Genomic DNA, 11,750 nt, shown 5'->3' on the forward strand with positions numbered 1-11,750 from the left:
CAATCAATTCATTTTTGAAGATTTGACTGCTACAACCGCTTTTTTGCTAAAAGCCTTTTTTAGAAGTCCCACTATTTTCTCCACAATAAAACCGACAATCAAGCCCCCAACCGCACAAGCAATTACTTTGGCAAGCCAGGCAAGCGCCGGTATATGGGCTAAACCTTCTTCCAGATCATGCAATAAATGACTTGTAAACGGAATGCCGTGAGCAATGATTTCGGCACCAACCCAAAGCATGGCAGCCGTACCCACGTAACTCAGAATCCGCAGAAAATGCGGCATGAATTTGACAATGCCACGGCCAAACTTCTGTGTTGCAGAGTGGAATTTATCCTGCGCCAAGTGTACGCCGATATCGTCGGCTTTTACGATAAGGCCAACAAAACCATATACCGCTATGGTAATAAAAACAGCAACGGCCAGCATTACCACAACCTGGTTTAGCAGCGGCTGATCTGTGACCTGGCTGTAAGCAATGGCCATAATTTCTGCCGATAGAATAATATCCGTTCGCACAGCACCCGTAACCCGTTCCTTTTCCAGTTCTTCCGGGGTAATGGTTATTACAGCTTCTTTTTCAGGGTCCACATCGTGGTGCTTGCTAAACATAGAATGCACCTTTTCATATCCTTCAAAACATAAATAAGCACCTCCAAACATTAAAATAGGCGTAATAGCCCATGGGGCAAAAAAACCAAGCAGCAAGGCCCCCGGACTCAGGAAAAGCAGTTTATTGATCAGCGATTTTTTGGCAATCTGGAAAATGATCGAAAGTTCGCGGGAGGGATCGAGGCCCACAACATACTTGGGTGTAACCGCCGTATCGTCAATCACGATGCCCGACACTTTCCCGGTGGTTTTTGCTACCTGGGCGGGCACATCATCCAAACTGGCTGCGCTTACTTTTACCAAAGCAGAAATGTCATCTAATAAAGCAAATAATCCTGAAGCCATATTTTAATTGTTCGTTCTTTAATTTTGTATAAACTGATATGCTTATTTTAAATAGTTGCTATGCAGCAATTTAAATACAGCCTTTTAATTAACAAGTTTGATAGTTACAAAAATTATTTACCCATAACCTATTTGCCAAATATAAACCTTCCAATCGATAAGGAGTTTTGAAAAAAATAAAGAAAAGCAAATACAGGAATCTGTATAAATACAATAACCTATTGATAAGTCATTTGGCCAAAAATATTATTTAAAAGACTCAGCTATTTTTTTTCATCCGGCAATGGGACTAGTTATGACTGTTAATTTTGAACTGTTTTCACTATTACCGGATTAGGAATGGTTATGAAATAAATAATCACCAATACAGTAGCCATTGCCGTTGCAATAAATGCAACTTTTGCACCAAACTGAAACCAAATAATTCCTGTGAGTGAGCTTGCTAACATTATACAGATACTTTGGAGTCCGGAATAAGTTCCAATTGCTGTAGCAGTGTCTTTACTGTGTGTGATATTTGAAATCCAGGCTTTGGAAATGCCTTCTGTTGCGGATGCGTATACGCCGTACAAAAAGAACAATCCGAAAAAGAAATACAGATTGGTGTTTACGGCCATTCCAAAATAAACAGTCGAAAACAAAATAAGGCCGCCGATGAAAATTGTTTTTAATCCCAGTTTATCTGCTATCATCCCGATAGGTAAAGCAAATAAAGCGTAGATGAGATTGTAAAAAATGTAAACGGCAATTACCATTGTGTCGTCAAGTCCGGATTGCTTTACTTTAAGTAACAGGAAAACATCTGAGCTATTAAATAGAGTAAAAGCAAGAAGTCCGGCAACTAATTTTTTGTATTCCGCCGGACCATCCTGGTAATATTTGAGGAATGAAAAGAAAGGAGTTACTGCTCTTGGGCTATTGTTATGCGCTTTTTTGTCTTTTAAATAAAATGAAGCAATTACCGCCAAAATTCCCGGAACAAATGCAATGAAAAAAAGAGTTCGGTAATCCTTGGGATAGTAATATAGGTAAATTAAAGCCAATGAAGGACCTATTACTGCTCCTAAAGTATCCATTGATCGATGAAAGCCAAAAATTTTCCCTTTGGTTTCTACAGTTGCTTCGTCTGAAAGAATTGCGTCTCTTGCTCCGGTTCTTATTCCTTTTCCAAAACGATCAATTGTGCGTGCAAAAAATATCCAGAGAGGATAAATAAACACAGCCATCATTGGTTTTGAAATGGCACTAAAAGCATACCCGATTTGTACAAATGGAACCCGTTTGCCGGAATTGTCGGAAAGCTTACCGAAATAACCTTTGCTCAGTCCCGCAGTTGCTTCGGCAACACCTTCAAGTATGCCAATAACCACAATTGAAAACCCAATTGTCTTTAAGTAAATTGGCATAATCGGATATAGCATTTCGCTGGCAGTGTCTGTAAATAAACTCACCAATGATAAAATCCAAACCGTCCGCGTAATGTACTTCAATTTTTATTTGGGATTTTTTGTCTGTTTTGTGAGTATGGCAATCTGTTTATCCGGTTTATAAACACAGATGATAGGTTAATCATAACAAATCCGGTATTTGCCTGTCATCGAAAATATAGATATTATTTGAAATGTAAGACTCTCTTCTGTTGAATGTAATACTCTGCCGGAGATGGGGGCCCGGATCCCCAACGACTGGAATGTATTTTATTTGCAGTAACGTAAAGAGCTTTTTGTGGGATGATATTGCCAAATTAAATCGCTTTGTGCAAAAACCGAATAAACACTATCTTACCCGTCCAATTAAAATTTCTGTTGGGAGCCATCTTATCAATAAACCCTAAATTATCTACAATGCGAAATAATATTTTTATACTCGGATTAGCAGGTTTGCTAACGTTTGGAACAGGTCAGGTTTCGGCTCTTACCAATTCCTCGTTTAGTTCATTTGAGAAAGATTCAACAAGCAATAATCTGATCGGAAGATGGGACCTTACTGTCGATGAAAACGGAAAGTCTGTTCCTTCATGGCTGGAAGTGCGGCTGTCAGGAAACCGCACCCTGGTAGGTTCTTTCGTGGGCGTATTCGGAAGTGCAAGGCCCGTAGCTAAAATCAGTTTTGATAAAGGGAAATTTAGTTTTACAATTCCTCCGCAATGGGAACCGGGTGATCAGGATTTGCTGATTGAAGGAATGCTGGCAAACGGAGAAATCAGCGGCACTATTGTAAGCAGCGATGGCAAGAAGTATACTTATAACGGTCGTAAGTCTCCATATCTATATAGAACTGCAGTTCCGCAATGGGGCCAGCCAATGGAATTGTTTAACGGAAAAGATCTGAGCGGCTGGAAAGCAATGGGCGAAAACCAGTGGCTTGTAAAAGATGGAATTCTCACCAGCCCGCGTTCTGGTGCTAACCTGATCTCTGATCAAAAGTTTAGCGATTTTAAACTTCATGCCGAATTCAGATATAATAAAGGAAGCAATAGTGGTTTGTATTTGAGGGGCCGTTACGAGGTTCAGATAGAGGATGCGCCTAAGGATGCCCATCCTTCAAGTCTGCTTTTTAGCGGAGTCTATGGCTTTTTAACACCAAGCGAAATTGCTGCATTGGGGCCGGATCAATGGCAAACATATGATATCACGCTGATCGGTCGTATGGTTACCGTGGTGGTGAATGGCAAAACGGTGATCAGTAATCAGGAAATTCCCGGAATAACCGGCGGTGCTCTGAACAGCAACGAAGCTGAACCGGGCCCAATTTATATTCAGGGAGATCATGGTCCGATAGAATTCAGGAAGATCGTAATCATACCGGCTATTAATAAATTTTAATACTCCAATGTTATCATCCAAAAAATTACAAGAACATCTATGAAGCAAAAAACAAACAAAGGAATGCGAATCTTTACTATCATTCTTTGTTGTCTGACTATTATAATAACGGCCTTACCTATTCTTGAAGTTGCCTGGTGGTGGGTTCGGATATGGGATTATCCAAGGTTGCAAATTGCATCTCTGTGCTTGTTTTCAGCAGCATTTCTCTGGGTGTATGTTGATAAAATGCTTGTGAAAATTATTTTTACAATACTTCTTACTGCAGCCTTTGTTTACCAGATGGTATACATTGTTCCCTACACTCCGCTATATCCATTGCAGGCACAAGCTTATGAAGGCAAAAAAAATAAATCTTCTTTTACCATTTTGGAAGCTAATGTAAAAATGGATAACCGTGAGTATGGTAAGTTTTTAAGCCTTGCGGCAGAAAAAAATCCGGATATTATCGTAATAACTGAACCGGATGAAAAATGGGAGAGGGCTCTAAATAAACTGGAGGAAACTTATCCCTATACCATTAAAAAGCCTCTAAGTAATACTTACGGGATGCTTCTGTACTCCAGACTTCCCCTGAAAAATCAACAGGTTAATTTCCTGGTAGAGGACAATATTCCTTCTTTTTACGCCCGGGTTATTTTACCCGATAAACAGGAATTTGATCTGTATGCCCTGCATCCCAAACCCCCGCAGCCTGGCACACCAACTTATGATCGTGATACAGAAGTTCTGATTGTAGGTCGAAAGGTGAAAGCTGCAAAACAACCTGCAATTCTGGTTGGCGATATGAATGATGTTGGCTGGTCAAATACCACCAACTTATTTCAGCGGTACAGCCGCATGTTAGATCCCAGAATCGGGAGAGGATCATTTAATACTTACAGTGTTAATTTTCCCTTTTTCCGATACCCTTTAGATCACTTCTTTTATACAAAGCATTTTGGATTTGTCAGTCTGCAGAAACTTTCTTCAATTGATTCAGACCATTATCCTATATTTCTGGAAGTAAACCTCAACTCAAACGGGCACTATATTGATAATCTTCCCGAAGCCGATAAAGAAGATAAGGAAGATGTAAAAGAAACCATTACGCAGGATAAAGAATAGCTTGAAAGGGTTACTGTTTTGTTGAACCATTCTTTTCGCTTGCCTACCCTGTGTTTTGTTTGTCCACGCGGCCTTTCAACCAGTCATCCCGGGCTTTCATTTTGTCATCCCGGGTTTTCGGTTTGTCATCCCGGCCTTTCAGCTTGTCATCCCGGGCTCGACCCGGGATCCCATTTAGATGATTGCGCATTCATTAGGGATTGCGGATCAAGCCCGCAATGACGGTTGGAAAGAATGCGTAATTATAGCGGCAGGCACGTATCGCTCTTTTGTCATCATTTTCTTATTTGCCAGTCATCCCGGGCCCGACCCCGGATCCCATTTAGATGATTGCGCATTCATTAGGGATTGCGGGTCAAGCCCGCAATGACGGTTGGAAAGAATGCGTAATTATAGCGGCAGGCACGTATCGCTCTTTTGTCATCATTTTCTTATTTGCCAGTCATCCCGGGCCCGACCCAGGATCTCATCTATGGTAATACGCATGTGTTAGGGATTGTGGGTGGAGCCTGCAATGACGGTTGGAAACAATGCGTAATTATAAAGGCAGGCATGTATCGCTCTTTTGTCATCGGTTTCTTATTTGCCAGTCATCCCGGGCCCGATCCGGGATCTCATTTAGATGACTGCGCATTTGTTAGGGATTGCGGGTCGAGCCCGCAATGACCGCGTGGAAGAGAGACTGCATGACAGTGTTGATGGGAAATTATATATAGTCACAATTTATATAAACCACTTTTCTGACAAATCATTCCATTCAGGGTTTTTTTTTTCTATTAGTTGGTTTTTCCAGTTCCGTTGCCAATTTTTTAATTGCTTTTCCCGGGATATGGCTTCTTTTACAGTACTGTATTCTTCATACCAAACAAGTTTATTACAATTGTATTTTGAAGTAAAACCTTTGTTAATTTTTTGAATGTGTTCGTACACTCTTCTTTCTAAATTATTCGTTACGCCAATGTAAAGTACAGTGCAGTTTTTATTGGTTATCATATAAACGAAATACAAGTTCATACTTGAATTTACAAAATCTCAAAGAAAGTAAACTGTTTATGGAATTGTGGGTCAAACCTCAATAATAGTTTAAGAGCGTATGTTCAATCCGGGCCCGACGCGGGATCTAATTGAAGACACTTTAGATTTGTTAGGGATTTGGGGCGAGCCCGCAATGACAGCGTGTAACGAGAGTGGGCAAGGAGAGTATAAAAGAGAAGATTTTAATAACAGGATAAGGTTAGGGCTCCCTGGTGTCATCACTTTTCTTATTGGCCATTCATCCCGGGCCCGACCCGGGATCTCATCCATGGTAATACGCATTCATTAGGGATTGCGGGTCGAGCCCGCAATGACGTTTGTAAACAAAGCGTAATTATAGCGGCAGGCATGTATCGCTCAGTTGTCATCACTTTCTTATTTGCCAGTCATTCCGGGCTCGACCCGGAATCTCATTTAGAGGACTGCGCATTCATTAGGGATTGCGGGTCAAGCCCGCAATGACTGATAGGAGTGGAAGTTCTTTAACGCTTGGGCCCGACCCGGGACCCTTTTAATTCTTTAACTTTTTAACCTGGGCCATTTCCACCCTGAATTCCGGGTTATCCAGTACGTTTTTCGATTTAGAAAGGTTATTATAACTGTCAATATTAATAGTTTTTTGCAGGGTTGAAAAGTTACCGTCCATGCGGATTATGTCGCCGACTTCTAGGGATTTTATTTTGGCATAGACGGTATCGGATTCAGCGGTACGGCTTGTAAAAACCAGAGATTGGTAACGGGTTTTTTCGGTCAGGTTTCCGGAATCGAGATTCATTCCAAAAGATGCTATAATATATTCAGGTGCAGTAGGGTCGGGTCCAATATCCAACACCCGTGCTTCCCAGGAATTAAATTTCAATTGCAAACTATCCTGTATGTGGCTTTTAACAACAAGTACTCCTTTTTCTAGGAGCTGCTGACGAATCACATCATTCTTTTCAGCGGCATTCACCGAATCCCGATAATCGCGGACTGTGTGAATAAACCGGACCTGCTCTGCCGGACGGTTATCTACATATTCTTTCTCCTTGCATCCCGCCAGGGAATAAACCAACAACAGAATAATCAGTAAATTTTTCATGGCCTGAATTTAAAAAATTTAAACAAAAAGATTGGGATGAACATGGGAGTTCCGGCGAACACGAACCATGAGATTATTGACCGTTTTTACACATACTGTATGAGTTAAAATTTATCACCTAAAGAGGATCAGGATAAATATCAGGAAGAAGATGTTCACAAAGTTTTTATCAGGAAATCTGAAACACTATGGAGAAAAGTTCTGGTATATGATCCGGTAAATATTTTGTAGAGGTGAAGTATGTTAATCACCTGATTGAAAATGTGGTTATAAACTTATAATAACTCATTGATGAGTTGTAAGTAGTAAATGGATGTTTTAAGAGCTGAGTTAAAGGTTAGTTAAATATTACTCTTCAGGTCAGAATCACAGTAAAATCATCTAAACAATTTTTGTAAAATCCTCTTTTAGAAATTAGCTAACGGGGTGCATTCAACCACTACAACAAAAAATAAGAACTATGACATTATCAGATCAGGAGTTTAGAGAAGAATTTAAACCATTGCAGGTACCGGCATTTTATTCGGCCAGTGATTCAATTGAAAACAAAATTGTATATGCTCTTGCACAAGTAGCTGAAGGTTCCGCTTCTGAAGTGATTGCAAAACTGGAAGAACTGGAGCCTGGAATTGAAAATTCAAAGAGCGCTGAAATCATCCGCGAATTCCTGAAAGATAAGTTTGATAAGGGCTTAATCAGCGGCAGTAAAAAGGATGGATCTTTAATTTATAACCTAAACAAAATAACATCACCAAATCAAGGAAATATTGATCCGGACCTGCTGGCACCAGGGCTTGATTAAGTCCAGATGCTCATCAGAAGAACCATGCAAAAACCTGTAATGGCAATCAGGGTTGTTGCGACAGTCCATGACCGTAACGTTTGCTTTTCTGTAAGTCCGAAATATTTGTTTACCAGCCAGAATCCGCTGTCGTTTACGTGAGATAGGATGCTTGCTCCGGCGGCAATGGCTATTACCAGAAGCGCTTTCTGCCAGTTGGTATAGACAGAATCCTCTATAAAAGCAGCAGTCATTCCTGATGCGGTGATCATAGCCACAGTGGCAGAACCTTGCATAATCCGGATGGCTGCAGCTGCAAGAAAGGCAAAAAATAATGCAGAAAATCCGTAATTCATCATCAATTCGGCCATCATTTTTCCGGCACCGGTTTCGGTAAGTATTTGTTTAAAAACGCCACCTGCCCCGGTGATCAGAATTATAACTCCTGCAGTACCCAATGAACTGCTTGTAATGGCCAGTAATTCGGCTTTGCTGAAACCTTTTTTTATCCCCAATAAATACCAGGCCAGCAGGTTGGCTAAAATCAGGGCTACAAAAGGATGCCCCAGCATTTTAAATCCATTTTTAATTCCTTCAGTAATGGGAATATTCGCACCAAGCGGACTGTCTAAATACGTATTTATGAGAATGAGAAACAGAGGAAGACCTACAAGAGCTAAAATAATACCCGGAGAAGGGATTTTAGAATAGCTTACTTCGCTTTCTATAAATGATGGCGTTTCTACATGGATCTTTTTAGAAATATATCCTGCAAACACAGGACCGGCAATTATCGCGGCCGGGATACCTGCAATGAAACCTGCCAGTATAACAAGTCCGAGGTCGGCGCCCAAAATGCTGGCCACAGCTACTGGTCCGGGAGTGGGAGGGATAAAAGCATGAGTTACCGCTAATCCGGCCAGCAGCGGAAGCCCGTAATACAAAAGCGATTTGCCTGTTTTTTTCTGAAGCGCATATACAACCGGAACCAGGATTACAAAACCCACATCAAAAAAGACCGGGATACTTACCAGAAAGCCGGTTGCTGTGAGAGCCCAGGATGCTCGCTTTTCTCCGGTTTTACTAAGGATGTAGTCGGCCAGAGATTGCACACCGCCAGAACTTTCCAGAATTGCGCCAAACATTGCACCCAATCCTACAACAACAGCAATGTAACCCAGAGTACTGCCCATTCCTTTCTGAATATTTTCTATTATCATCATTCCGGGCATCCCGGCCAGAAGGCCAACGGCAATGCTTGCCATCAGGAGTGATAAAAAAGCCTGAATTTTAAAGTATAAAATTAGAATCAGTAAAATGGCGATTCCCGCTAAGACGGCAAATAACAGTGAATAATCAATCATCAGTTTGGCTTTTCCATTGTGTGTGAAAATATTGGCCCGCAGGCTGATCTTTACGCTGGTAAGTATGCGCCCCAAAGTAATCTCTCTGGGCCTGAATTAAATTAGCTCCGGATTCTGCAGTTGTATAACTGAGAAAATAATTAAGAGCAGCTGATAAAACGGGTAACGCAAATCCATTCTGCAAACCTTGTGCTGTACAGTAAGAAAGGTCGTGCTGCCAGGTTTTCATTTTTGGAACGATATGCGTTGAACAAAGAATAGTTTCAGCAGTCTTAAATACTTCCACTAATTCTTCCATAAGTTCTGAGCGGATAATGCATCCATTACTCCAGATGCGGGCGATTTCAGAAAAATTAAGTTGCCATTGATGATGGTCAGAAGCCTGGCGCATCAGGTTAAAACCAATGTCGTGATTGATGATGCGTACCGCCTGATAGGCATTTCTAAGTCTGCTTATAAATTCTTCTGAATTTGCCGGAGGAATGATATTTTCACGTGCATATAAATTTGCTGCCCGGACTCTTTTTTCTTTTAGTGCCGACAGAAATCTGGCCATGACTGCCTCAGAGAGCGAACTATATGGAACTCCATATTCCAGAGCTGCTGTTACTGAAAGACCGCCGGTTCCTTTTTGTTCGGCCTGATCCAGAATCTGGTCAAGAAGCAATCCATCTCCCTCTTTCTTTTGCAGGATATCGATTGTTATTTCCAGGAGGTAACTTCCTGTATCATCTGATTGCCAGGTTTTTAAAATTTCTGAAATTTCTTTGGCAGATAATTTTAGAAAATTAAGCATCAGGAAATATACTTCAGATAAAGCCTGCATTTCGGCATATTCTATTCCGTTGTGTACCATTTTTACAAAGTGACCTGCACCGCCCGAACCGATATATGATGAACATGCTTTCCCGTTTTTATCTTTTGCCGAAATCAGATCCAGATATTTTGAAACACTTATGTAAGCTTTTGAAGAACCACCGGGCATAATAGAAGGACCTTTTCGGGCGCCTTCTTCTCCTCCGGAAATCCCTGTTCCCAGAAAATGAATATTTATATGCTCAAGCAGTTGCGCCCGGAGTGAGGTGTCTTTATAAAAAGAATTGCCGCCGTCAATGATCACATCATTTGCTTCCAGAAAAGGAATAAGTTCTTCAATCTGGCTGTCAACTGCTCCGGCATAAATCATTAATAGAATTTTGCGGGGTTTCTCCAGTGATTGAACGAAGTCTTCCAGCTTATCAAAACCTTTAAGGTTTTTAAAGCTGGGATTGTCAGCAATAAATTTACCAGCTATTTCTTCTTCCTTTCCGGGGATATGCCGGTTGTAAACAGATACAGTCACATTTTTATCGGCAAGATTTAGAGCCAGACTTTTGCCCATTACACCCAGGCCAATCAGGCCAAATTCGGAAGTAGATTTCATTTGATTCATTTTAATCAGGATTTCCTGAACGATCTGATCCGGATTTAAAGCAATATCGAAATGTAAACCATAATCTGGTTTTTCAAGTGTTTCGAGTTGTGAATCCAGCAGAGTGGAAGTCATAAAATGTGCTTTCCGATTCTGTAATCTTTTCAGAATGATATCACGTGAACCGTCGAGAAAGATCCAGGTGATTTGGGGCACGCATTGCAAAATTTTACGATAACTTTCCTTTAATGCAGAACATGCTAACACGGCACCACCGGTTTGTTCCCATTTCCGGATATTTGCTGCAAGATCATTCAACCAGGGCAGGCGATCTTCATCGGTAAGAGAAATACCGGCTTTCATTTTTTCAATATTGGCTTTCGGATGAAAATTATCCGCATCCTGAAAAGGTAATCCCAGTTGTGCAGCAAGCTTTTGACCTACGGTAGTTTTGCCGCAGCCCGAAACTCCCATTAAGATCAAAATCATTTATGAAAGTAATATTTTTCCGGAAAGAATTTAAGAATGAAAACAGGGGTGGAGCAAAAAAACGGATTTACAGTAAAAGATCATTATCTCCTCTGCTGACTATTCTATAAAATATCTGAACTGATATTGTTAAACTGTAATTTGAAAAAGGCTAAGCGAAAGTCCTTCATAATGTTTTGGAAGGCCCTCTGTGCTTTCCATTTTGGTTAATCCCATGTATTGGAAACCGCAGCTTTCGTAATATTTCTTTAATTTCTCATTATCACCCCAGGTATCCATCCGTATGAATTTCTTATCCAGACTTTTTGCATAGCCGGGAGCCCATTTTACGATCTCTTTAACGTAGGATCCACCTCTGAATTTCGGATTAGTTACTATGCGATGTATATAAATGGAAGGATCTGAATCTTTTTCCTTCCAGATTAGCGGATCGTTAAATGTTATTGCAAATATGCATGCAATTTCACCTTTGTCTACTATTTTAAACTGCCGGTTTTCCCTGATTTCTTTCTCGATTAAATGTTGATCAAATCCCTGCCATTGCTTACTTAAAACTTGTTTTTGAAATACAACGGCCGCATCATATAAATTAAAAATGCTGTTCAGATCGTTAATGGTACTGTTAGCAATAAGCATAGGGAATGGGATTATACAGCAAATATATAGCAATCAAATTCAGGGGTAAAATTCAATTGCTATA

At 40.6% G+C, this 11,750-nt stretch carries 10 protein-coding genes; 3 read left to right on the top strand and 7 right to left on the bottom strand.

All coding sequences use genetic code 11. The features are described from left to right. Window positions 1-3 precede the first annotated feature (3 nt). Window positions 4-957 (bottom strand): DUF808 domain-containing protein, encoded by a 954-nt coding sequence (locus tag G521_RS0108950; RefSeq protein WP_026898228.1) that lies wholly within the window; start codon window positions 955-957, stop codon window positions 4-6. Between the two features lie 302 nt (window positions 958-1,259). After that, window positions 1,260-2,447, bottom strand: a complete 1,188-nt coding sequence (locus G521_RS0108955; RefSeq protein WP_026898229.1) for an MFS transporter — start codon at window positions 2,445-2,447, stop codon at window positions 1,260-1,262. Between the two features lie 354 nt (window positions 2,448-2,801). Here G521_RS0108955 and G521_RS0108960 point away from each other — a divergent pair, with 354 nt between their 5' ends. Both G521_RS0108960 and G521_RS0108965 read left to right on the top strand, forming a co-directional pair. Then, on the top strand, window positions 2,802-3,782 hold the full coding sequence (locus G521_RS0108960; protein WP_026898230.1) for a 3-keto-disaccharide hydrolase: 981 nt from the start codon (window positions 2,802-2,804) through the stop codon (window positions 3,780-3,782). A 39-nt stretch (window positions 3,783-3,821) separates the two neighbouring features. After that, the gene (locus tag G521_RS0108965; protein ID WP_081675044.1) at window positions 3,822-4,889 is read left to right on the top strand and encodes an endonuclease/exonuclease/phosphatase family protein; all 1,068 of its coding nucleotides are present in this window, start codon (window positions 3,822-3,824) and stop codon (window positions 4,887-4,889) included. A gap of 723 nt (window positions 4,890-5,612) precedes the next feature. On the opposite strand, the gene G521_RS0108975 is transcribed toward G521_RS0108965, so the two are convergent. Next, window positions 5,613-5,882 (bottom strand): GIY-YIG nuclease family protein, encoded by a 270-nt coding sequence (locus tag G521_RS0108975; RefSeq protein ID WP_245580852.1) that lies wholly within the window; start codon window positions 5,880-5,882, stop codon window positions 5,613-5,615. A 553-nt stretch (window positions 5,883-6,435) separates the two neighbouring features. Continuing rightward, a complete protein-coding gene (locus G521_RS0108985; RefSeq protein ID WP_026898234.1) occupies window positions 6,436-7,005 on the bottom strand; it encodes a hypothetical protein in 570 nt (189 codons plus the stop codon). Between the two features lie 460 nt (window positions 7,006-7,465). Here G521_RS0108985 and G521_RS0108990 point away from each other — a divergent pair, with 460 nt between their 5' ends. Next, window positions 7,466-7,807 carry a hypothetical protein gene (locus tag G521_RS0108990; protein WP_026898235.1) on the top strand — a complete coding sequence of 114 codons (342 nt, stop codon included), beginning with the start codon at window positions 7,466-7,468 and terminating at the stop codon, window positions 7,805-7,807. Here G521_RS0108990 and G521_RS0108995 read toward each other — a convergent pair. From G521_RS0108995 to G521_RS0109005, 3 genes are all read right to left on the bottom strand, one after another. Next, window positions 7,804-9,150, bottom strand: a complete 1,347-nt coding sequence (locus tag G521_RS0108995; RefSeq protein WP_026898236.1) for a GntP family permease — start codon at window positions 9,148-9,150, stop codon at window positions 7,804-7,806. The genes G521_RS0108990 and G521_RS0108995 overlap by 4 nt on opposite strands. Then, window positions 9,143-11,050, bottom strand: a complete 1,908-nt coding sequence (gnd, locus tag G521_RS0109000) for a decarboxylating NADP(+)-dependent phosphogluconate dehydrogenase (protein WP_026898237.1) — start codon at window positions 11,048-11,050, stop codon at window positions 9,143-9,145. The genes G521_RS0108995 and gnd overlap by 8 nt, the downstream gene beginning before the upstream one ends. Window positions 11,051-11,179: 129 nt before the next feature. Beyond that, entirely contained in the window at window positions 11,180-11,686 is a 507-nt protein-coding gene (locus G521_RS0109005; protein WP_026898238.1) for a GNAT family N-acetyltransferase, read from the bottom strand. Window positions 11,687-11,750 lie beyond the last annotated feature (64 nt).

The organism is Daejeonella oryzae DSM 19973, assembly GCF_000422945.1.
GTDB lineage: Bacteria > Bacteroidota > Bacteroidia > Sphingobacteriales > Sphingobacteriaceae > Daejeonella > Daejeonella oryzae.

Excerpts from the sequence above, each read along its gene's own strand:
- G521_RS0108950 (WP_026898228.1), bottom strand. The coding sequence starts at position 957 with ATGGCTTCAGGATTATTTGCTTTATTAGATGACATTTCTGCTTTGGTA.
- G521_RS0108960 (WP_026898230.1), top strand. The coding sequence starts at position 2,802 with ATGCGAAATAATATTTTTATACTCGGATTAGCAGGTTTGCTAACGTTT.
- G521_RS0108965 (WP_081675044.1), top strand. The coding sequence starts at position 3,822 with ATGAAGCAAAAAACAAACAAAGGAATGCGAATCTTTACTATCATTCTT.
- G521_RS0108975 (WP_245580852.1), bottom strand. The coding sequence starts at position 5,882 with ATGATAACCAATAAAAACTGCACTGTACTTTACATTGGCGTAACGAAT.
- G521_RS0108985 (WP_026898234.1), bottom strand. The coding sequence starts at position 7,005 with ATGAAAAATTTACTGATTATTCTGTTGTTGGTTTATTCCCTGGCGGGA.
- G521_RS0108990 (WP_026898235.1), top strand. The coding sequence starts at position 7,466 with ATGACATTATCAGATCAGGAGTTTAGAGAAGAATTTAAACCATTGCAG.
- G521_RS0108995 (WP_026898236.1), bottom strand. The coding sequence starts at position 9,150 with ATGATTGATTATTCACTGTTATTTGCCGTCTTAGCGGGAATCGCCATT.
- gnd (WP_026898237.1), bottom strand. The coding sequence starts at position 11,050 with ATGATTTTGATCTTAATGGGAGTTTCGGGCTGCGGCAAAACTACCGTA.
- G521_RS0109005 (WP_026898238.1), bottom strand. The coding sequence starts at position 11,686 with ATGCTTATTGCTAACAGTACCATTAACGATCTGAACAGCATTTTTAAT.